This window comes from Clostridium sp. D43t1_170807_H7, assembly GCF_015555905.1.
Lineage (GTDB): Bacteria > Bacillota > Clostridia > Clostridiales > Clostridiaceae > Clostridium.
Genome location: NZ_JADNLK010000022.1, coordinates 22,385 through 46,352 on the forward strand (window position 1 = coordinate 22,385; position 23,968 = coordinate 46,352).

A 23,968-nucleotide genomic window follows, 5' to 3' on the forward strand; every position below is an offset into this window, starting at 1 on the left:
AAAATTAATAATATTCCCAGAGGTAATATCATTAATTTTCGTCATCACCGCATTTAATCTAGCTATAAATAGTTTGTTTAAGTTTTGAGATAATATCTATTAATTTAGTTTTTGTTTTAGATTTATAATAATCAGGATTTGTAATAACATCTACTGGAATAGGTGATTTCTTCTTACCTGATAATCTATAGTTTATATTCTTTAAATAAAGATTTACAAATGTAAGCTTTGAATTAAGCTTAGATAATTTTTTGAAGTATTTTTTCGCATTAGTTAAATCATTTGTATAATAAAAGCTAATTGCATATTTAGTTAAAAAATCTTCATTATCAAGCAACATACTACCTGCAGTAGTATTAACACTTTTATTTAAATAGTAAAGGGCTTCTTGATAATTTTCTATTTTAGTTAGTAATAAAGCTAAACTACAAATAGAGTAATAATCGTCATCTTTAAAAGAAAGAACCAGCTTAAAATTTGTAATTGCAACGTCATAAGATTTATTATTTGAATAATATTGACCAAATAATTTATATAATTCAAAATCCTTATCGTATAAACTTAAAGCTTTATTTAAGTAATACTCTGCATCATTTGATCCACTAGCAACTAAATCATAAGCCATTGAACGAAGTTCTATATATTCTTCTAATACATTAGAATTAATATCTTTTATAGAATCGTAGCTTAATGTTTCATTAAAAGATAATCTATCAAATAAATAATCAATTTTTAAAGTAGGATAAATTGATATTAATTCATCATGTCTAGATAGCCAGTTAAATTTATCATTCAGTAATGTAAAAATATTTTTAGGAATATTTTTATTATTAGTTATAAATTCTATAATATTTTGTTCTACTAAATAAAATAGTATTTCATTTGAAGCTATAGGTAAAGAAAATAATTCTTCCCAGCTTTTCTCATCTATTCTAAATGAGAAGTTGTTATAGATTTCTTTCAATTTATTCATAAATGGTTCAATATATGGATTAAGATATTTTTTATAAATTGGAATTGTTAAAGGTAAAGATACTGAATCATTAGAAAGTTTATTCTTAATAGTATCTAGTTCAGCTTTTGTTGAAATATCCCAAGGCCTTAATTTAATTATTAATGTATATAAGTCTTTAGCTTTTTGTAAATCATATGAATGATGATAACAGTGGGCTAAATCTATAATGCGATCCAAATCAAGTGTATTTTTTAACTTTTTAATATATTTTTCTAGATAATAGATTGCATTTGAATATTGATTAGTTTTTGCTAGTAAATGTCCAAAATTTGAAAGACAAAACATATCGTTAGAATTTATGTTAATAGCTTCTCTAAAGTAATTTAAGGCCATAAGATTATCATTTTTATTAAGATAATAGGTTCCTAATAGTTTTAATAAGTCTAAATCTTTTGTATATATAGAATAGGCGTCAAATAAGTAGCTTTTATCAGTTTCTTCTTTAGTAGAGTTTAGAGATAAATAAGCTTTTTCTCTAAGAGAAAGATATTCATCTAACTGATCTGCATTAATATTTGATAAATAATTATAAGTTAAAGGCAATGGATTATTTATCTCATTTATTATAAAATCAACTATTTCACTTGAAATATTAGTTTTTAATTCAATTTCTCTGCTAGTCCAATTGAATCTAGAATTTAATAAATTATAAATATTTGTAGGAAGATATTTATGTGTATATATATACTTAATAAATTCTATTTCTAACTTTTGGTTGATAGAAGGGTCTTTTAAAATAGGCAATGTTAGTAAATTAATCCAAGAATCCTTAGTAAATCTCAAGCTAGGATTAGTATAGATTTCATTTAATTTATTAATAAATTTATCTACTGAATCTATAGCTGTATCATCTATGGATGAATTTATTAAAGCAGATAAAATATCGAAATTAGAATTATTTAATAAAGCTATATTTAAATCTCCAATAGATGCAGTAGCTAAAGATATAGCTTTATTATATGCTAACTCTAATTCTTCAGCATCTTTATTATTTTCAGATATAGAATTACTTAATTCAACATAAGCTTCGTTAATTTTATCAATATTTCTAGTTGGTGTTATTCTTAAAACAGTCCAGCAACTCATAAGGTTAAATTACCCTCCTATTCATCAAATTTTTATTTAATAAATCTCTTGCTATAAAAAAATAGCAGAAATATAAAAAGTATTGTATATACATATTTTATATTAAATAGAAAATAATGTAAAAACATTTAATCACAAATATTATTACATTATTTTCATGATAAAATAGAATTAAATGTAAATAATAGGAGAAAACAAGAAAAAGATTAAATATAATAGAAAGCAATAGTATTAAATGAGAAATCAAGGAAAAAAATGCAAAAAAAATACTAAAAGTTGAAATGTCATATTTGAATATCATAAAGGAAAATTGATTAAATGAAAGAATAAAAGATATGATAAGTTTTTATAGTAATATAATTTATAGAGGCCATTCTAATAGGCAATGTGGAGTGTACAGGAAGTAAAAAGTATAAAATATGAAGAAAAATATTAATAAAAAGATAGGAAAAAAGTACAAAAATGGAATTAAAAATAGTATAATATTGGTATGGAGATTTAATGAACAGGAGATAAGGGATGAAGAAGATACGATGGAGATTAAGGGTTTTAATAAGTATTTTAATAATTACTTATATTACATTATGTAACAATATTGTTTATGCAAATGAATATGAAGAGGAAAAGTTAAGTGTCTTATTTATTAGTTCATATAATTCAAATTTTATATCTTTTGCGGATCAAGTTGACGGGATAAAGGCTGGATTTGAAAATAACGTTAATTTAAGAGTTGAATATATGGATCTAAATGGATATTATAATAGAGAAAATGAAGAGAAATTTTATAATTTACTAAAATCTAGTTTTGAGAACTATGAAAGTTATGATGGCATAATAGTAGGAGATGACGAAGCATTAGAATTTTGCTTAAGATATAGAAATGATATATTTAAAGATATTCCAATATCATTTTTAGGGATTCAAAAGGAAGAGCTACTAGAAGAAGCTTTTAAATATGAAAAAGTTTCAGGAGTGCGAGAAATAGAATCTATAGAAGAAAATTTAAAGCTAATTAAAGAATTTCACCCTGAAACAGAAAATATAATTTTTCTAAATGATATTGGCGAAGTGTTTTATGAAAATATTGTTAATAGTCATTCTGACTTAAATTTTGATAAAATAATCACAAGTGAATTAACTATAGATGAATTTAACGAGACTATAAAGAATATAAAAAATAATAGTGTTATAATTTCACTTTATCCTAATGATTTCAGAAGTGGAGAATGGATAAAAACTTTAGATATAAATAAATTAATAGCAGAAATAAACCGGAGAATTCCAGTATATAGTGTATTAGAGTATAGTATCGGTACTGGAAGTGTTGGCGGTAAGGTGATTAATCATTTTAATCAAGGGAAAAAAGCAGCAGAAATAGTATTAGGATTATTAGAGGGGATAGATGAAGAAGAATTATATAGTGATGGTGAAGATGCTAATGAATATATATTTGATTATAATGTATTGAAAAATTTTAATATAAAAATAAAAAAATTGCCCCAAAATTCACGAATAATTAATAATCTGATGGATATGATTAGACAATATAAAACGGTATTTATTGTACTTACTATTATATTTACTATATTAATACTTTTAATATTAGTATTAATAAAATATATATACTATAAGGGAAAATATGAAAAAGAAATAATAAATGCAAAGAATAAAGCAGAAGAAGCCAATAAACTTAAAGCTCATTTTATAGCAAATATAAGTCATGAGCTTAAGACGCCAATAAATGTAATATTATGTGCAGCGCAACTTATGGAGAGTAATAGGTATGAAAAAGATAAAGAGGCTAATACCATTAATATAGTAAAGAATAATTGCTATAGATTAATTAGATTAATAAATAATATGATAGATGTAGAAAAGGCTGAATTAAATGATTTAAAATTAAATTTAGATAATATTAATATAGTTAGTTTAACAGAGGAATTAGTAATGGCTGTAATTCCATATGCAGAAAAGAAAAATTTAAATTTAATTTTTGATACAAATGAAGAAGTAGTGATAATGAAAGTTGATGTTAGTAAAATTGAAAGAGTTATTTTAAATTTAGTATCCAATGCAATTAAGTTTTCAAATGATAATGAAAGTATTTATGTAACGATAAACTCTTTAAATAAATACTTAGAGATTATTGTCGAAGATAATGGAATAGGAATAGCAGAGGAGGATAAGCTTAATATATTTGATAAGTTTATGCAGGTTGATAATGGTTTAAATAGAAAAAATGAAGGTAGTGGAATAGGGTTATCAATAACTAAATCTTTAGTAGAACTACATAATGGTGAGATTATAGTTGAATCTGAAATTAATAAGGGAACAAAGTTTACGGTTAGATTGCCTAAGGAAATCAGTGAAAATAAAAGTGATATTTGCAAAGAGTTTGAAAAAAAAGATTCTCATGAAATAAACATGATAGAAGAAATGAAAAATATAAGATATAAAACAAAAACAGAATTGTCAGATATATATATATAGAAGAAGCTCCACTAAAATTTTAGTAGTGGAGCTTCTTCTATAAAATATGTTAAATTTACTGGCAAAAGCATATGTTTTTATGTATATTATCTAGAAAATAATATGGAGAAAGAGTGTATATTTAAATTATGATATAATTTAGTATAAATAAATTATTACTAAAATTTGTAGAAGATAATAGTAAATAGAGGGTGGCAATAGTTAGATGAATTTAGAAATTGATAAAATAAAAGCTGTAATATTTGATATGGATGGAGTAATATTTGATACTGAAATGGTATATTTAAAGGTATGGTCAGAGGTTTTTGAAAAGTATGGATATAAAATGACAAAAGAAATATATGCATCAGTATTAGGTACTGGTCGTGAAAATGTCAAGAAAGTATTTTTAAGTAATTTTGGAAGTGATTTACCAATAGATGATATGTATATAGAAAAAGATGAAAATTTAGCTAAAGAAATAGAAAAAGGTGTTCCTTTAAAGCCAGGGGTATGTGAGATTTTAGAATACTTAAAAGAAAATAATTTTAAAATTGCATTAGCAACATCGGCTCTTTCTGAAAGGGCCTTTAAACAATTAAAACAAGCTAATATTGAGAGCTTTTTTCATGATATAGTGTGTAGGGATGAGGTAAGGGAAACTAAACCGAATCCTGATATATTTTTAAAGGCTGCAGATAAGTTAAGTATAAGGCCAGAACAATGTATTGTAATTGAAGATTCAAGTGCAGGAATAGAGGCTGCATTTAACGCTGGTATGCTTCCTTTTCATGTTGTTGACTTGAAAAAAGCCGATGAAAAGATTTTAAGTAGTGCCTATAAAAGTTTTAATAATCTAAATGAAATAAGAAGTGAATTAATGAGTATAAAATAAAAAAAATTTATTTAATAATAATAATGTTTTTTGAGAATACTATCTATGTAATTTTGATAAAAGGAGAAGTATTAATGGAAAGAGAACATTATATGGTAAATGGTATTGCAAATGAAAATATGAAAACGCAAATTAAAAATGCACTTGAAAAAATAGATGGTGTAAATAATGTTTGTGTAGATATGGCACGTGGAAGTGTTGAGGTAATTTATAATAAGCCAGCAACAGAACAAGAGATAAGAAGTTGTATTGAAAATACAGGACATAAAATTGAATAAAGTTATATGAATAAAATGCTAATAAGAAAAGGTATCTTAGTAGCATTTTTTTTGTTTTGCTTTAAAAATAACTAATTTAAATTATGTAATCATAGAGTATTTATTATAATAATAAATGAGTTAATGGCAAAATAATACTTTATACTAGATATAAGTTTGTTAGATATAACAATAAAAAAATAAGAAAAATGTGGTAAAATATAACTGGAAAGATAAGGAGGGGGAAAAATGATATTTAAAAACAAGTATAACGAGGTAAGAAGTGGATGGAAAATACTTTTAGTATTTTTACTTTCATGTGCTTTGACATTTGGAGCATCTATGTTAATAGGAGTAATAATTGGTATTATTTTTTTAATTAAAGGAAATGCTGATTCTTTGATGAATTTTAACATAGAATCTACGGCAGAATATGAATTAATTTTTCAAATTAGTACTTCCATAAGTAATATTTTACTTATTATATCTTGTATTATTATATGGAAGCTATTTGAAAAAAAGAAAATTAATAAGATGGGTATAACATCTATTAAAAAAGGTTATAAAGAGTTAGTTATAGGATTAGTATTAGGGGCAATTACAATGAGTATGGTAGCTATAATTATAATAGCTATAGGAAACGTTAAGCTAATAAATCCTATTAGTAAACCACAGATATCCATATCTTTATTATATGGATTAATAGGTTTTATATTTGTTGGCTTTGGAGAAGAGATATTATCTAGAGGATATATTATGTCTGTATTAAAGCAAACAAGAAATAAGTGGTTTATATTAATTGGACCAGCATTAATATTTGCGGCATTACATTTAGGTAATAATGGAATAGATGTATTGTCATTTATTAATTTATTTTTAGTTGGTGTGTTATTTGCATATATGTTTATGAAGTCTAAAAATATTTGGATGCCAATAGGATATCATATAACATGGAATTATTTTCAGGGGTATATTTGGGGATTTGGAGTAAGTGGAATAAGTGTTAATGGATTATATAAGGTAGAAAATGTAACTAATAATATAATAAATGGAGGAGCTTTTGGGCCAGAGGGAGGAATAATAGTTACAATTATTACTTGCTTAACTTTTGGATTTGTATATTGGTTTTATAAAGATAAAAAAATTGATGATTTTATAGGAATCGAAAATAAGGAAATAATAAATTTAAAATAAGAATAATAAGTTAAAAAAATCAACTATCTTCTATAAAGTAAATAGAAGGTAGTTGATTTTTCTAGTTTTTATTTTTTAGATATTCATCTCTAAATTCTAATGGAGTTTTTGAGGTGATTTTTTTAAATACTGTACTAAAATAACTTTGATTGTTATATCCTACAGAAAGTGAAACATCAAGTAGAGATATATTAGGTTTTTTTAATAGTTCTTTGCTTTTTTCTATTCTATAGTTGTTTAAATAGTTTATAAATGTTGAGCCAGATTCTTTTTTGAATATGCTACAAAAATAGCATTTATTTACGTTTAATTGTTTACAAACATCATCTATTGATATTTCATTAGCATAATTTTTTTCAATATATTTAATAGCATGATTTACAACAGGAGAGTTAATCATATTTGATTTATTACTACAAATATGATTATGGATAATGTAAGAGTGTAATTTAATAATATTTTGCAATCCATCTTCTGTTAGTGTATTAATAGCATTAGTATCATTAGGATTTTCATTAATTATATATGGTCCTAGTAATAGAGATATTTTAGTATTGTCATAATGATTAAATCTAATACAAGTAAAAGCTATATCAGTATTTATATTAAACGAAAAAGTATTAGAGCAAAAATCAGATTTCTTAAGTTCCTCTATAGCTTTAGAAGTATAAAAAGAATTATTTATTTTTGAATCATGATTATAAGCAAATATAGTTTCAAATTTATAGTTTAAAACTAATATTGGAATAGTAAGGTAGTTGAAGAAATTAGTTAATATATTTGAAATCATTAATTTTAGTATCCTTCCCTTAAAATTTTTTAATGTTTTTAAAATATAAAAATATTGTTAAAAAAAATATAAATATTGTTAAAACATATTAAGAAGATATATGATATCATCTTAAAGTAAATGAGAATCAATATCAATAATTATCGAATATAATTATTAATATGTCAATTAGAAGAGATAAATAAATTTTAGAAATATACTTAGGAGGAATATGGTTATGTTAAGAAAGAAACTTTGTAAGATGTTAGCAGCTTTAATGGTATCAACAATAGTATTAGGAAATAGTGTACAAGCTGTTGGAGCTACAGTAGTTGAGACTATAGCTAGTGAAGGGGAAAACCAAGGAAATGTCTTAGCTGATGGAACATATAAAATAACAAATAAAACTTTACAAAAAGGAACGGATAATAATAGTGCAATAAGAAATTATATAGATACAAATTCTATTGTAACAGTTAAAGATGGAAAAATAACAGTAACTATGAAGTATAATGAAAATGGATTAGAAACTGTAAAATCAACAAATTCAATAACTGTTGACGGACAAGAAATTGAATTTAAGAACAATGAAGATGGTTCAATAAGTTTTGAAATAAGTTCAATAGATACTTTATATACAAGAGTAAAAATTAACTTAACATATTATAATGCTATGATTCCGGAGTTTATTGCACCAGGAGGAATGCATGCAGTTGATGTTGATTTACTACATGAAGGTGAATTAGTAAAGGACTCTTCTAATGATTCAGGTAGCGACAATGAAAATCAAGATAATGTTTTAGCTAATGGAATATATAAAATAGCTAACAAGGCATTAAAAGTAGGAACAGATAGTGAGAGTGCAATAAGAAATTATATAGATGCAAATTCTATTGTAACAGTTAAAGATGGAAAAATTACTGTAACTATGAAATATAATGAAGCTGGATTAAAAACTGTACAATCAACAAATGAAATAATAGTAGATGGAGAAAAGGTTAACTTAACAAAAAATGAAGATGGATCAATAAGTTTTGATATTGAATCAATAGATGTATTATATACAAGAATTAATGTTAATTTAACTTATCATGATGAGAATCTTCCAGAGTTTATTTTCCCAGGGAAAATACATACAGTTGATATTGAGTTATTACATGAAGGAGAATTAACTGAATATAAAGAAGATGATTCTTCACAAGATTCAGGCAATAACGGTGAAACAAACAAGCCAGGTGATGAAAATAACGGTGGAAACACTGGAAACGAAGGTTCAAACAATGGTGGTTCAAATAATAATGGTTCTAATAACGGCGGTTCAAATAGTGGAGTAACCGAAGAACAAGGAGCTAAGGTTTATACAGGTAAAAATAACGTAACTCATGATAGTGAGACAGGGCTTAGTATGGCAAGAAAAGCTTTAGAAGAAGCATTAAAAGTTGAAGATGTAAACGGGAAAAAATATGTTACATTAACATTTACACCTATGGGATCAACAATGATGAATAATCATACAGTATACGTTAATGGAGCAAAAGTAGAGGCAACTAAATCAGTAAATGGTGAGATTGTTAGTTTAAGATTTGCTGTTGGAAGCTTAGAAGATTCAATAAAAGTTTCTGCTTATGTTACTATGATGGGAAGCAATGTTGAATTCGGAGTTGATATATTAGAAGATACATTAACATTAGTTACAGATGGGACAACTAATAATGGAGGAACAACTGGAGGAGTAACAGGTGGTACAACAAGTGGTTCAACAACTGGTAGCACAACTAATGGAACAAGTGGAAATACAACAACTACTGAAGAAACAAAGATAACTAAAGGTAAATTATATTCTATTCAAAATAGTGTAACTCATGAAAGTGAAACTGGAAGAACAATGGCTAGAAAATATTTAAACTCTACTTCTAAAGTTGAAGAAATAGATGGTAAATACTATGTTACTTTAACTTTCACTGGAGCAGAATTCATGCAAAACCATGAAATTTATGTAAATGGTAAAAAAGTTACTGTAACTAAGAGTACAAGTGGAGATACAACAAATGTTAGATTTGCAGTTTCAAGTTTAAGCGATAGCATAAAAGTTAAAACTTATGTAGTACCAATGTCTAGAGAAGTTGAATTTGGTGTTACATTATTAAAAGATACTTTAACATTCATTAAAGAATACACAGTAGATACATTACCAGAAACAGGAGCACCTATTGGTTCAGGAGCAGTTGCAGGTTTAGGAATGCTTTTAACATCTGCAGGAGTTGTTTTAGCAAAAAAAAGAAAGTAATATAAAGTATTAATAAAATTATATGAGGGGGTAAATAAAATAGGAAAGCTATTTATTTGCCTCCTAATTTAGGTTTAACAATTAAGGAGAAGATAAAAATGAAAATATTAAATAAATTTAAAGGAATTTTAGTAGCTGTAATGGCTTTAGGAATATTCTTAACTTTAGGAACTAAGAATACATATGCAACAGAAAGTAATATTGCAAGTGGAATTTATGAAGTAGAAAATGATGTTTATCATGAATCAGAAACTGGAATGGCAATGTCAAGAACTTACCTTTTACCATCAATGAGTGTAGAAGTTACAAAAGATCATATAATTTATACTATTGGTTTTTCAGGAAGCGATTATATGGAGAACTATAGAATGAAGGTTAATGGAGGAGAAGTTCCAGTAGAGTTAGTAGAAGAAAACAATGAAGATGGAACTGTTAAATTAAAGGTTGAAGTTGATAAAGTAGATGCAGATATGGATGCACTTATTTATGTTGGTCCTATGGAAAGAGATGTTGAGTTTAAGGTTATACCTAAGATGGAAACTTTAACTTTAATAGAGGCAATAGAAGAAGTTGAAGAAATGCCAGCAGAAGATGAAGTAGTAAATGAAAATGAAGAAGTTCAAATAGAAGAAAGTCTAGCAGTAGCAGCAGACAAAGAAGAAAATAACAATAATGTTGCTTTAATTATAGCTGGAGTAGTTGTTATAGTTGCAATTGGAGCATTAGTAATTGTAAAAGCAAAAAAGAAGTAACAAATAACTTAAAAGATTTATAGGAAGGTTATACATTATGAAATATAAAAGAATTATATCTATGATAGCAGCAGGGATTATGACTTTAGGATTGGTAAGTTGTAGTTCTGAAAGTAGCGAAGATAAAACTGTTGCAATAGGTAACGGGGAAGAGGTAGTAGTTGCTACATCTGTTGCAGTAACAGAAATATTAGATGCATTAGGAGTTAAAGTTTCAGGAGTACCAAGTACTGTATATGAATTGCCAGAAAGTACCAAAGGGGCGGTAGAGGTTGGAAATCCAATGAGTCCGGATTTAGAAATAATTAAATCATTAAATCCAACAATGGTAGTATCAGTAGATACTTTAGGGTCTGATTATATGAATTTATTTACAGAAAATAACATTCCAAGTGAATTTATTTCTTTAGAAAGCTTAGATGGATTAAAAGAAGCAATAACTAATTTAGGAGAAAAATTTGATAAAAATGAGGAAGCTAAGGCCTTATTAGAAGAAATAGAATCAAAGGAATTAGAAGTTAAAGAAAAAGCGGAGTCTTTAGAAAATCCAGAAGTTCTAGTTTTATTTGCGGCACCAGGTTCAACAATGATAGCAACGTCAAAATCTTATATCGGAAGTTTAGTTGAACTTGTTGGTGGAAAAAACATAATTGAAGATAATAGTACATCATTTACAACTTATAATAAAGAAGATTTAGCTATGCTTAATCCAGAAAAGATTTTAGTTATGGTGCATGCTTTACCAGAAGAAACAAAAGTAGCATTACAAGCAGAAATGGCAAGTGATTCTGCATGGCAAAATATAAATGCTGTAAAAGAAGGAAATGTAATTTACCTAGATAGTGAATATTTTGGAATGAGTGCAAACCTTAAGGTTATTGAAGGATTAGAGATATTAAGTGATATAGTTCATGGCAATGGAGAATAATTATGAGAGTTTCAGATAAAAAATTTAAATTATCATTTATAGTAATATCCTTAATAGTGTTATTAGCAACTATATTAATTTCATTAAAGTTAGGTAGTGTAAATATAACATTTAAAGAACTTATAAGCGGGTTGTTTTCAGGCCAGTCAGATGGAAATATTGGAATTATTAAAGATTTAAGAATGCCGAGAGTGATAATAGCTGTATTAGTTGGAGCAAATTTAGCGATAGCAGGGGTTTTATTACAATCTGTAATAAGAAATCCACTAGCAGATCCATATATAACAGGTATATCTTCAGGGGCTTGTGTAGTTACAATTTTCTTTATGGTATTTATACCAAGCGTAACTAATTTAAGACCTATATTTGGATTCTTTGGTGGATTAGTATGCTGTGTGATTATTTATTTTATGGCATATAAAAATGGATTATCGCCAATAAGAATTGTATTAGCAGGTGCAGCATGTAATGCATTATTAGGTGGGTTCTCATCTATGATTACTGTTAGTGCAGGGCTTGGAGCAAGTAATATTCAAAAGTGGATGATGGGAAGTCTAGCAACGGTTAATTGGAGTAATGTACATATACTATTAATTTATTCTGTTATAGGAATAGTTGCAGCATTACTATTAAGCAAGGTTTGTAATATATTAGCTCTTGGTAGTAAAAATGCAAGAAGCTTAGGTTTTAACTCTGATCTATATATGATAATAGTTACTGCTGTAGCTGTATTTTTAGCTAGTATATCAACTGCAATTGCAGGTATTATATCCTTTGTTGGATTAGTTGTACCACATGTTTGCAGAATTATTATAGGATCTGATCATAAGTATTTAATTCCTTGTAGCGGAATAGTAGGAGGATTCTTAGTATTATTTGCTGATACTGTTGGAAGAATGGCCATGAGACCTAATGAAATACCAGTAGGAGTAGTAACTGCTATATTGGGAGCACCATTTTTCTTATATCTTTTAAGAAGGAGTGACTTAAAGTAATGATAAAGGCAAAGGACTTATACTTCTCTTACAATAAAGATAAAAACTTTATTACTAACTTAAGTGTTGAAATAGAAAAGGGAAAGATAACGACTATATTAGGACCTAATGGTAGTGGTAAATCTACGCTATTAAGTATATTTGCAGGATTGAACAAGCCTACTTCTGGAGAAGTAAGTATTAATGGAAAATCTGTAAAGGCTTTAAAGCAAAAAGAATTAGCAAGAGAAATCGCCACAGTTCATCAACAAAATACAGTTCCTAGTGATATTACTGTTAAAGAATTGGTGTCTTATGGCAGAATTCCTCATAAAAAGTATTTCCAAGGAAATAATGAAAGCGATGATGAAATCATTGAATGGGCTATGAAAAGGACAGGTCTTGAAAAGTTAAAAGATAAAGCTGTTATGAGTATGTCTGGAGGAGAAAGACAAAGAGCTTTTATAGCAATGGCCTTAGCACAAAAAAGTGAAATTTTATTTTTAGATGAACCTACAACATATTTAGATATTTATCATCAAGTTGAGATATTAGAACTTGTTAAGGAGTTAAATGAAGAAAGTAAATTAACAGTTGTTATGGTATTACATGATATTAATCAAGCTATAAAATATAGTGATAATGTTATAGTAATGAAATCTGGACAAGTGATATCAAGCGGAAGAGCTAATGAAGTTATAAATATGGATTTACTTAATAATGTATATAAAATTGGTGGATTTATTAATGAAATGGAAACAGAAACAGTATTTGTTCCATTAAAACTATAAAGTTTAAAAAGGAAGTATAATATGAATAAGAAAAATAAAGTATTAACAGCTGCAGTTTGTGGAGTGATATCAGGGGCTTATGAAAGAGCATTTATATATAAAGATGAATTATATTGTCATATATTAAATCCTAAAACTGGCTATCCTATAAAATCAGACTTGAAATCAATAACAGTAGTAAGTAGTGAATCTATAGATGGAGATGCACTTTCAACTCCTTTATTTATTATGGGAAAAGATAAGGCTTATGAATTTATGAAAAAGCATAATATTAGTGGAGTAATGATTACCAATAATGATGAGATAATAATTACTAAAGATTTATTAGAAGGCTTTAAATTATTTGAAAATTATAAGGTATTGGCGTTTTAATAAGTTTATGTTTAAAAGGTATAAGGAAACTATTAAATGGTTTTCTTATACCTTTTTTTACTTTGCATAGTTTTTTTATATTAAAGGTAATATTAAACAAATATTTTGGCGCTATTATTGCTATATATATATTAGTGTAATTATTTAATAAAAATTTTGTTTGGAGTATTGGGAGGCTATTATGGATTTTAAAGCAATTAAATTACAAGCAGAGGGATATGAAAAGAATATGACTAAGTTCTTAAGGGACTTAATAGCAATACCAGGAGAAAGTTGTGGAGAAAAAGATGTTATAAATAGAATTGCTGAAGAAATGGAAATGTTAGGATTTGATAAAGTTGAGATTGATGGAATGGGTAATATTTTAGGATATATGGGAACTGGAGAAACATTAATAGGGTATGATGCTCATATTGATACAGTTGGACTTGGAGAATTAAGCAACTGGGACTTTGATCCATATAAAGGTTATGAAACAGAAGAAGAGATAGGTGGGCGTGGAGCATCAGACCAACTTGGTGGAATTGTATCAGCGACTTATGGAGCTAAAATAATGAAAGATTTAGGCCTTTTAAGTGATAAATATACTGTATTAGTAACAGGGACTGTTCAAGAAGAAGATTGTGATGGATTATGTTGGCAATATATATATAACGAAGATAAAGTAAAGCCTGAATTTGTAGTAATTACAGAACCTACAAATGGAAATATTTATAGAGGTCAACGTGGACGTATGGAAATAAGAGTAGAAGTTAAGGGAATTTCTTGCCATGGTTCTGCTCCGGAACGTGGAGATAATGCCATATATAAAATGGCAGATATACTTCAAGAAATAAGAGTTTTAAATGATAATCTTCATTATGATGAATTCTTAGGAAAGGGAACTGTTACTGTTTCTGAAATATTCTTTAATTCACCATCACGTTGTGCAGTTGCAGATATGTGTGCAATATCATTAGATAGACGTTTAACAGATGGAGAAACATATCAATCAGCTTTAGAAGAAGTAAGCAATTTACCATTTGTAAAGAAATATAAAGCTGAAGTATCAATGTATAAATATGAAAGGCCAAGCTATACAGAACTTGTATATCCAACAGATTGTTATTTCCCGACATGGGTAATTCCAGAAGATGCACCAGCAACTAAAGCTATGGTTGAAGCCTATAAGGGAATGTATGGAGAACCAAAGGTTGATAAATGGACATTCTCAACTAACGGAGTTTCTATAATGGGTAGATTCGGAATACCTTGTATAGGATTTGGACCAGGAAAAGAAGAAGAAGCCCATGCACCAAATGAAAAGACTTGGAAAGCTGATTTAGTAAGATGTGCTGCAGTTTATGCTGCTATGCCAACTATTTACTGTAAGAATAAATAATAAATATTAAGCAGTAATATTTTAAAATAATGAGAATAAAGGGAGAGATATAAAATGGGATTAATGGATAAATATATTGAAATATTAGATGGATTAAACTTTAAGGATATGTATAATAATGATTTTTTATTAACTTGGGAGAAGTCAAAGGATGAATTAAAAGCTGTGTTTACAGTTGCTGAAGCTTTAAGAGAATTAAGAAAGAATAATATATCTTCAAAGATATTTGATAGCGGACTTGGAATTTCATTATTTAGAGATAATTCTACTAGAACTAGATTTAGTTTTGCATCAGCTTGTAATTTACTTGGACTTGAAGTTCAAGATTTAGATGAAGGAAAATCTCAAATAGCTCATGGGGAAACAGTAAGAGAAACTGCAAATATGATTTCATTTATGTCAGATATAATTGGAATCAGAGATGACATGTATATAGGAAAAGGTAATGCATATATGAGAGAAGTTTCTAAGGCTGTTAGGGAAGGATATAAAGATGGATGTTTAGAACAAATTCCAACTTTAGTTAATTTACAATGTGATATAGATCATCCAACTCAAGTAATGGCAGATACATTACATTTGATAAATGAATTTGGCGGAATAGAAAATTTAAAGGGAAAGAAAGTTGCTATGACTTGGGCATATTCTCCTTCATATGGAAAGCCATTATCAGTACCACAAGGAGTAATAGGATTATTAACTAGATTTGGAATGGATGTTGTACTTGCTCATCCAGAAGGATATGAAGTAATGAGTGAAGTAGAAGAAATAGCAGTGAAAAATGCAAAAGAGTCAGGTGGATCATTTACAAAGACAAATTCTATGGCAGAAGCATTTAAAGATGCAGATATAGTATATCCAAAGAGTTGGGCACCATTTAGTGCTATGGAAAAGCGTACTGATTTATATGCAAAGGGAGATACCGAGGGAATTAAGGATTTAGAAAAGGAATTATTAGCACAAAATGCAAAATATAAAGATTGGGAATGTACAGAAGAGTTAATGAAGACAACAAAAGATGGTAAGGCAATATATCTACATTGCTTACCAGCAGATATAACGGGAGTAAGTTGTGAAAAAGGGGAAGTAGAGGCTTCTGTATTTAATAGATATAGAACATCATTATATAAAGAGGCTAGTTTTAAACCATATGTTATTGCAGCAATGATTTTCTTAAGCAAAATTAAGAATCCACAAGAAACTTTAAAAAATCTTCAAGATAAAGGAAAAGAACGCCAAAGTAAATAATGGCTTAATGAATAAATAAGAAACAATAAAGAGTGATTAAGAAATAAGAGAAAGATATACTCTTAGCTCTTAGATAAATCTCTATTGATAATATTTATAGAAAATGGGGGTCGAAATGAAAAGAAAAATAGTAATTGCTTTAGGTGGAAATGCTTTAGGTAATACACTAGCAGAGCAAATGGTAGCTGTAAAATCAACAGCAAAGGCTATAGTTGACTTAATAGAGCAAGGCAATGATGTTATTATATCTCATGGAAATGGGCCTCAAGTAGGAATGATTAATAGTGCTATGACAGAATTTCATAAAACAAATAAAAAATATTCAATATGCCCTATGTCTGTATGTGTTGCAATGAGCCAAGGATATATAGGCTATGATTTACAAAATGCGATAAGAGAAGAATTGTTAAATAGAAATATAAATAAAGGAGTATCAACAATAATAACTCAAGTTGAAGTAGATTCCAAGGATAGTGCCTTTGATAATCCAACTAAACCTATAGGTGCATTTATGACTAAGGAAGAGGCCGACAGTATAATTAAAGAAGGTAAAAAGGTAATAGAGGATAGCGGTAGAGGTTATAGGAGAGTCGTTGCATCCCCTAAACCTATTGGAATAGTTGAAGTTGAAACTATAAAAGCTTTAGTTGAAAGTGGGCAAGTAGTTATAGCTTGTGGTGGTGGTGGAATTCCTGTAGTTAGTGAAGGAAATCACTTAAAAGGTGTTGGTGCAGTAATAGATAAGGATTATGCTAGCTGTGTATTAGCAAAATTTATAGATGCAGATTGCTTTATAATTTTAACATCGATAGAAAAGGTAGCTATAAACTTTGGAAAAGAAAATGAAAAGTGGCTTGATGAAGTTACTACAAAAGAAATGAGAGAATATGTTAGTCAAGGGCATTTTGCACCAGGATCGATGAAGCCTAAGGTAGAAGCCGCAATAGAGTTTGCAGAATCTAAGGAAGGTAGGTATTCATTGATTACTTTATTAGAAAAGGCTAAATATGGTATAGAAGGAAAGACAGGAACTAAAATATATAAATAGATAGAGTTTAAAGGGGAGAGTGGGTGAATATGAAAGAAAGAATAGAATGGAAAGAAAATACTTTGCCAAAGGTAGAGGATGCAAATAGATTAAAGTTTTTAAGTAAAGAAGAAATTGAAAAGACAAAACAATTTCATAGTAGTTTTCCACAATATAAAGAAACACCATTAGTTAATTTAGATAATTTAAGTAAGCAAATAGGTGTTGGAGGAATATATATTAAGGATGAATCATATAGATTTGGATTAAATGCATTTAAGGTATTAGGTGGATCTTTTGCTATGGCAAAATACTTAGCTCAAAAGTTAGGTAAGGATATTTCTGAATTACCATATGAAAAGTTAATATCTAATGAAGTAAGAGAGAAGCTTGGTGATATAACATTTGTAACTGCTACAGATGGAAATCATGGAAGAGGTGTAGCGTGGACTGCTAATAAATTAAAGCAAAAATCAGTAGTTTATATGCCTAAGGGTTCTTCTCAAACTAGACTTGAGAATATAAGAAAAGAAGGTGCTGATGCATCAATAACTGATATGAATTATGATGAAGCTGTTAGGTTAGCTGCTAAATATGCAGATGAACATAATGGGGTTATTATTCAAGATACTGCATGGGAAGGTTATGAGGATATTCCAGCTTGGATAATGCAAGGTTATGGAACTATGGGATTAGAGGCATTAAATCAACTTAAAGATTTTGGAATTGAAAGACCAACACATATATTTATACAAGCAGGGGTTGGGTCTTTAGCAGGTGCAATTCAAGGATTTTTTGCATCGGTATATAAGGAGGATTGTCCTATAACTACAATTGTAGAAGCTAGTGAAGCTGCTTGTATTTATAAATCTGCTGTTGCTAATGATGGTAATTTAAGAATTGTAGATGGTGATATGCCTACTATTATGGCAGGATTAGCCTGCGGTGAGGCAAATATTATTGGGTGGGATATTCTTAAAAATCATTCAAAGATGTTTATTTCTGCACCAGATTATATTTCTGCAAATGGTATGAGAATACTTGGAAATCCAATTCAAGGAGATAAGAAGGTAGTCTCAGGTGAGTCAGGAGCTGTAACACTAGGATTGTTATATGAAATAATGACTAATAAAGAGTATTCAGAGTTAAAAGAAAAATTAGGCTTAGATGCAAGTTCAAAGATTCTTCTATTTAGTACAGAAGGCGATACTGATCCGGATAAGTATAGAAAAATTGTTTGGAAAAATGAATATTAAAAAATAAAAAAATAGCACCTACCTGTTTAAAGTTAGAATTTTTGGTAAAATTAATATATTGTAGTTAAAATTAAAAATATCAAAAAGTAGGTGGAATTATGATTTTAATTGGAAATGGACGAGTTATTACTAATGATAATAATAATACTTTTATAGAAAATGGATGTATAGCTATAGAAGGCAATATGATTAAAGAAGTTGGGGAAACTTCAAAAATTAAATATAAATATGCTAATAAGTATGATGAGTTTATAGATGCTAAAGAGAAGCTTATAATGCCAGGAATGATAAATACTCATCATCATATATATAGTGCTTTTGCTAGAGGATTAGATTTGAAAAATCCTCCAGCAGAAACCTTTACTGATATTTTAAAGAATGTCTGGTGGAGAATTGATAAAAAGCTTTCACTAGAAGATATAAGATATAGTGCATATACAACTTTAATTGAATGTATAAAAAATGGTGTAACAACTGTTTTTGATCATCATGCAAGTCCTATGTCGGTAGAAGGAAGTTTATTTGCAATATCTAATGTAGCTGATGAGCTAGGTATAAGAGGGTGTTATTGCTATGAAGTTTCAGATAGAGATGGACAAAGAATACTTAAACAAGGAATTAATGAAAATATTGATTTTATAAAATATGCTAATGCAAAAGAAGATGATATGACTAAAGGTATGTTTGGAATGCATGCATCATTTACTTTAAGTAATGAAAGTTTAGAAAAGTGTAGAGAAGCTATGGATGGAATTGATGCAGGATATCATATTCATGTATCAGAGGGAATTGAGGATTTAAATAATAGTTTAAGATATAGTGGAAAAAGAACTGTTGAAAGATTAATGGATTATGGAATATTAGGTGAAAAGACTATTGCATCCCATTGTATACATGTTAATGAAACTGAATTAGATATTTTAAAAGAAACTAATACTAGTGTTGTTAACAATCCTGAGTCTAATATGGCTAATGCTGTAGGTGTTGCACCTGTAATTAAAATGATAGAGAAAGGCATTAGAATAGGGATGGGAACAGATGGATACACAAGTGATATGTTTGAATCAATGAAGGTTGAAAATATTATTCATAAGCATAATTTGTGTAATTCTAATGTTGGATTTATGGAAACATCAAAAATGGTATTTAACAATAATAAAGAGATTGTTTCAAAATATTATAATAATCCATTAGGTGTTTTAGAGGAAGGAGCATATGCTGATGTTATAGTAGTAGACTATAATCCTATGACTCCTATGGATAAAAATAATTACTTTGGACATATTTTATTTGGTGTTTCAGGTAGAAGTGTTGATACAACTGTTATTAATGGAAAAGTTGTAATGAAAGATAGAGTAATAGTTAACATTGATGAGGAGCTTATTTATAAGAAAGCACGACAAGTAGCAGAGAAGTTGTGGAAGAAACTTTAAATAAGAATAAAGAGGGGGGATATGGGAATGGCAAGTTTAAATATTGATATATTAGGAATGAAATTTAGTAATCCGATTTTTACTGCAGCTGGACCAGGTGCAAAGGATGGAGAACTTTGTGTAAAGGCAGTACAAGGGGGAGCTGGAGGAATAGTTACTAAAACTATATCAGAAAACCCGGCAGATGTACCAAGACCTTGTATGGCAAAAACTAATTCAGGTTTTTTAAATACAGAGTTATGGTCAGAGTTACCAAAAGAACAATGGGCAGCGAAAGAGTATAAGAGAGCAAAGGAAGCTGGAGTTCCAATGATAGTAAGTATGGGATATACAGCAGATCAAATTTCAAAGGTTGCACCTTTAGTTAAACCTTATGCAGATGCAGTAGAACTTTCTACACATTATGTTGGAACAGATATTGGACCAATAGTAAATGCTATGAAGGCTGCAAAATCAGCATTGGATTGTCCTGTTTTTATGAAGTTAAGTCCTCATACCGATATTCAAGGTATAGCAAAAGCATTAGAGGATGCAGGAGCAGACGGATTAGTTATGATTAATTCCTTTGGACCTTGTATGGCAATTGATATTGAAACTGGATATCCGATTATGGGAAGTGAAAAAGGTTATGGATGGCTTTCAGGATCACCAATAAGGCCATTAGCTGTAAGAAATATATATGATGCATCAAGAGTTGTTAATATTCCTATTATAGGAGTTGGAGGAGTTACCTCAGGAAAAGATGCTGCTGAAATGTTAATGGCTGGTGCAAGAGCAGTACAAGTATGTACTGAAGCTATATTAAAGGGACCAGGTGTTTATGGAAAAATTGCTAAAGAGTTAAATGAATTTTTAGATAGCCATGGATATAGTAACGTAAATGAAATAATAGGTATTTCTCATAAGAAGGCAGAGGAAAGAAAATTTAGAACAACTTCTATTCCACCTAAGGTTAATTTAGATAAATGTATAAAATGTGGACAATGTAAAGTAAGTTGTGTATATGAGGCGATTGATATAAAAGATAAGTTACACATAGATAATAGTAAATGCTTTGGATGTGGTCTTTGTGTAACTAAATGTCCTAAAAATGCCCTAACAATGCAATATAATTAGGGTAGCGAGGAGAAGGGGATATGGTCAAATTTTTACTAAATGGAAAGGTATGTAGTATAGATGAAGATGAGTCTTTAATAGAATTTTTAAGAAACAAGAAAGAGTTAATATCGGTAAAGAATGGATGTGGGGAAGGGGCATGTGGAGCTTGTATGGTGTTAGTTGATGGAAAAGCAACTAAGGCTTGCATATTAAAGGGACAAAAAATTAAGGATAAAGAAGTTATTACAGTTGAAGGTTTAGATGAGAAGTATAAAAAAGCTTTTGCTTATTCATTCACACGGGTTGGAGCAGTTCAGTGTGGCTTTTGTATACCAGGAATGGTTATAAGTGCTACAGGATTATTTAATAAAACATTAACTCCAACTTCGGATGATGTAAAAAAAGCACTTATAGGAAATATATGTAGATGTACAGGGTATAAAAAGATTGAAGAGGCCATATTAATGACAGCTGAAATTATAAGAGAAAATAAGGAAATACCATTAGTAGGGTACAAGGGACTAGTTGGTGAGCCTTTAGGAAGAATTGATTCAGAAGATAAGGTATTAGCTATAGATGGATATTGTGATGATTTGAAGGTAGATGGAATGCTTTATGGAGTTGCACTTAGACCAGAGTATCCTAGAATATTGATAAAAAATATTGATTATAGTGAAGCTTTAAATTTGAACGGAGTAGTTAAGGTTGTAACAGCTGAGGATGTGCCAGGAAATAGATTTTGTGGACATTTAAAAAAAGATTGGCCAGCTTTAATAGCAATAGGAGAAGAAACAAGATATGTAGGAGATACTATTGCATTAGTTGCAGCAGAAAGTGAAGAGATAGCAAGAAAGGCAATTAATTTAATTAAAGTAGAATATGATAGATTAATACCTATGACTTGTCCTGAAGATTCTCTTAAAGATGGAGCTCCAGAACTTCATAAAGGTGGAAACATATTAGCAAGAGAAGTTTTAAAAAGAGGTAATGTTGATGAAGCTATTAAAAACTCCAAGTATGTTGTAACTAATAATTATTCTGTGCCTTTTACTGAACATGCATTTTTAGAACCGGAAAGTGCATTGGCAGTACCTACAGATGAGGAGTTAGTTGTTTATACTGGAACACAATCTGTTTATGATGATTTACATGAGATTATATCATTATTAGGAGCTCAGGAAAGCAAGGTTAGAATAGTATCAAAGTATGTTGGTGGTGGATTCGGTGGAAAAGAAGACATGAGTTGCCAACATCAAGCAGCATTACTTGCATTTTTAACAGGAAAACCTGTAAAGATGACTTTAAAAAGAGCAGAAAGTATAAAGGTTCATCCAAAGAGACATGCAATGAAAATGGAATTTACAACAGCATGCGATGAAAATGGAAGACTAACAGCTATGAAAGCAAAGATTATTGCAGACACAGGAGCTTATGCATCTTTAGGAGGACCAGTATTACAAAGAGCTTGCACTCATGCTGCAGGTCCTTATAATTATCAAAATTCTGAAGTTGAAGGTATAGCAGTTTATACTAATAATCCACCAGGAGGAGCATTCAGAGGGTTTGGTGTAACACAATCAGCATTTGCCAATGAAGCTAATATAAATAAACTTGCAGAACTTGTTGGGATATCTCCTTGGGAGATACGTTTTAGAAATGCAATTGAACCAGGACAAGAATTGCCTAATGGTCAAATAGCAGATGTAGGGACTGCATTAAAAGAGACATTATTGGCTGTTAAGGATGAATATGAAAAAAATGAATTTGTAGGAATAGCATGTGCCTTTAAAAATGCGGGAATAGGAGTAGGACTTCCTGATATAGGAAGAACTATGTTAGAAGTTAAAGATGAAGTTGTCATTATAAAAACTTCAGCAGCTTGTATGGGACAAGGAATAGGTACAACCATCACACAAATAGTATGTGAAACTTTGAACTTAGATGCCAGTAAAGTTAAATGGATAAAACCAGATACTAAGTTAACTCCAGATTCGGGAACATCAACAGCATCAAGACAGACATTGTTTACTGGAGAAGCTACAAGAGTTGCAGCTTTAAAATTAAAGGAAGCCCTTAAGACAAAAAGCTTAAAAGAGCTTAATGGTAAAGAGTTCTATGGTGAATTTTATGGTAAAACTGATAAAATGGGAAGTAATAAAAAGAATCCAGTCAGTCATGTTGCATATGGTTTTGCAACTCAAGTTGTTGTTTTAAATAAAGAAGGTCAGGTAAAAAAAATAATTGCAGCCCATGATGTTGGAAGAGCTATAAATCCTTTAAATGTTCAAGGGCAAATTGAAGGTGGAGTAGTTATGGGATTGGGATATGCACTAACTGAGGATTATCCATTAAAAGAATCAATTCCTACTGCTAAGTTTGGAACTTTAGGATTATTTAGATCAACTATGGTTCCAGAAATAGAAAGTATTATAATTGAAAAGAATAATGCAGAATTGGCATATGGAGCTAAGGGGGTGGGGGAAATAACTTGTATACCAACAGCACCAGCAGTTCAAGGTGCATATTATAAGTTAGATGGAGTTTTTAGAACTAAGCTACCTTTAGAAAACACATTTTATAAAAAGCCTAAAAAATGATTATTTAATATGAATCCACCTTATTGTGTTATTGTATAATAATGGTGGATTTTTAATATATACTATAATAGTGCAAAAATACTTGAATAATTTTACAACTGAATAAAATAAAAAAACATTTATGATAAATCCTTGCTAT

At 28.9% G+C, this 23,968-nt stretch carries 19 protein-coding genes; 17 read left to right on the forward strand and 2 right to left on the reverse strand.

Annotated features, from left to right (window positions below):
- Nucleotides 1–58 precede the first annotated feature (58 nt).
- Nucleotides 59–2,101: a hypothetical protein gene (locus tag I2E98_RS12700; RefSeq protein ID WP_195469265.1), complete on the reverse strand. Its 2,043-nt coding sequence runs from the start codon at nt 2,099–2,101 to the stop codon at nt 59–61.
- 519 nt (nt 2,102–2,620) lie between these two features.
- Between I2E98_RS12700 and I2E98_RS12705 the strand changes: the two genes are divergently transcribed.
- The 4 genes from I2E98_RS12705 to I2E98_RS12720 all read left to right on the forward strand — a co-directional run bounded on the left by I2E98_RS12705 (nt 2,621) and on the right by I2E98_RS12720 (nt 6,916).
- Nucleotides 2,621–4,591, forward strand: coding sequence for an ABC transporter substrate binding protein (locus tag I2E98_RS12705; RefSeq protein ID WP_195469266.1), 1,971 nt, complete (start codon nt 2,621–2,623; stop codon nt 4,589–4,591).
- A 205-nt stretch (nt 4,592–4,796) separates the two neighbouring features.
- A complete protein-coding gene (locus I2E98_RS12710; protein WP_207737618.1) occupies nt 4,797–5,465 on the forward strand; it encodes an HAD family phosphatase in 669 nt (222 codons plus the stop codon).
- Between the two features lie 74 nt (nt 5,466–5,539).
- Nucleotides 5,540–5,743, forward strand: a complete 204-nt coding sequence (locus tag I2E98_RS12715) for a heavy-metal-associated domain-containing protein (protein ID WP_195469267.1) — start codon at nt 5,540–5,542, stop codon at nt 5,741–5,743.
- 228 nt (nt 5,744–5,971) lie between these two features.
- Nucleotides 5,972–6,916 (forward strand): CPBP family intramembrane glutamic endopeptidase, encoded by a 945-nt coding sequence (locus I2E98_RS12720; RefSeq protein WP_195469268.1) that lies wholly within the window; start codon nt 5,972–5,974, stop codon nt 6,914–6,916.
- A 61-nt stretch (nt 6,917–6,977) separates the two neighbouring features.
- Here the strand turns inward: I2E98_RS12720 and I2E98_RS12725 are convergent, their stop codons facing one another.
- Nucleotides 6,978–7,706, reverse strand: coding sequence for an AraC family transcriptional regulator (locus I2E98_RS12725; RefSeq protein WP_195469269.1), 729 nt, complete (start codon nt 7,704–7,706; stop codon nt 6,978–6,980).
- A 217-nt stretch (nt 7,707–7,923) separates the two neighbouring features.
- On the opposite strand from I2E98_RS12725, the gene I2E98_RS12730 reads away from it, so the two are divergent.
- The 13 genes from I2E98_RS12730 (at nt 7,924) to xdh (ending at nt 23,829) form a co-directional block, all read left to right on the forward strand.
- The gene (locus I2E98_RS12730) at nt 7,924–9,972 is read left to right on the forward strand and encodes an NEAT domain-containing protein (protein WP_195469270.1); all 2,049 of its coding nucleotides are present in this window, start codon (nt 7,924–7,926) and stop codon (nt 9,970–9,972) included.
- Nucleotides 9,973–10,070: 98 nt separating this feature from the next.
- Nucleotides 10,071–10,724, forward strand: coding sequence for an NEAT domain-containing protein (locus I2E98_RS12735; RefSeq protein ID WP_195469271.1), 654 nt, complete (start codon nt 10,071–10,073; stop codon nt 10,722–10,724).
- A 37-nt stretch (nt 10,725–10,761) separates the two neighbouring features.
- Complete coding sequence (gene isdE, locus I2E98_RS12740; RefSeq protein WP_195469272.1) at nt 10,762–11,652, forward strand: heme ABC transporter substrate-binding protein IsdE; 891 nt, start codon at nt 10,762–10,764, stop codon at nt 11,650–11,652.
- A 2-nt stretch (nt 11,653–11,654) separates the two neighbouring features.
- A complete protein-coding gene (locus tag I2E98_RS12745) occupies nt 11,655–12,647 on the forward strand; it encodes an iron ABC transporter permease (RefSeq protein WP_195469273.1) in 993 nt (330 codons plus the stop codon).
- Nucleotides 12,647–13,417 (forward strand): ABC transporter ATP-binding protein, encoded by a 771-nt coding sequence (locus I2E98_RS12750; RefSeq protein WP_195469274.1) that lies wholly within the window; start codon nt 12,647–12,649, stop codon nt 13,415–13,417. Before I2E98_RS12745 ends, I2E98_RS12750 begins: the two co-directional genes overlap by 1 nt.
- Before the next feature lie 21 nt (nt 13,418–13,438).
- Nucleotides 13,439–13,789 (forward strand): FAD:protein FMN transferase, encoded by a 351-nt coding sequence (locus I2E98_RS12755; protein WP_195469275.1) that lies wholly within the window; start codon nt 13,439–13,441, stop codon nt 13,787–13,789.
- 181 nt (nt 13,790–13,970) lie between these two features.
- Nucleotides 13,971–15,170: a YgeY family selenium metabolism-linked hydrolase gene (locus tag I2E98_RS12760; protein ID WP_195469276.1), complete on the forward strand. Its 1,200-nt coding sequence runs from the start codon at nt 13,971–13,973 to the stop codon at nt 15,168–15,170.
- 54 nt (nt 15,171–15,224) lie between these two features.
- On the forward strand, nt 15,225–16,418 hold the full coding sequence (gene ygeW, locus I2E98_RS12765) for a knotted carbamoyltransferase YgeW (RefSeq protein ID WP_195469277.1): 1,194 nt from the start codon (nt 15,225–15,227) through the stop codon (nt 16,416–16,418).
- 115 nt (nt 16,419–16,533) lie between these two features.
- The gene (gene arcC / locus I2E98_RS12770; RefSeq protein WP_195469278.1) at nt 16,534–17,466 is read left to right on the forward strand and encodes a carbamate kinase; all 933 of its coding nucleotides are present in this window, start codon (nt 16,534–16,536) and stop codon (nt 17,464–17,466) included.
- A gap of 29 nt (nt 17,467–17,495) precedes the next feature.
- Nucleotides 17,496–18,701, forward strand: a complete 1,206-nt coding sequence (gene dpaL / locus I2E98_RS12775) for a diaminopropionate ammonia-lyase (RefSeq protein ID WP_195469279.1) — start codon at nt 17,496–17,498, stop codon at nt 18,699–18,701.
- 98 nt (nt 18,702–18,799) lie between these two features.
- A complete protein-coding gene (gene ssnA / locus I2E98_RS12780; RefSeq protein ID WP_195469280.1) occupies nt 18,800–20,134 on the forward strand; it encodes a putative aminohydrolase SsnA in 1,335 nt (444 codons plus the stop codon).
- 27 nt (nt 20,135–20,161) lie between these two features.
- The gene (locus tag I2E98_RS12785) at nt 20,162–21,250 is read left to right on the forward strand and encodes a 4Fe-4S binding protein (protein ID WP_195469281.1); all 1,089 of its coding nucleotides are present in this window, start codon (nt 20,162–20,164) and stop codon (nt 21,248–21,250) included.
- A 20-nt stretch (nt 21,251–21,270) separates the two neighbouring features.
- The gene (gene xdh / locus I2E98_RS12790) at nt 21,271–23,829 is read left to right on the forward strand and encodes a selenium-dependent xanthine dehydrogenase (RefSeq protein WP_195469282.1); all 2,559 of its coding nucleotides are present in this window, start codon (nt 21,271–21,273) and stop codon (nt 23,827–23,829) included.
- Nucleotides 23,830–23,968 lie beyond the last annotated feature (139 nt).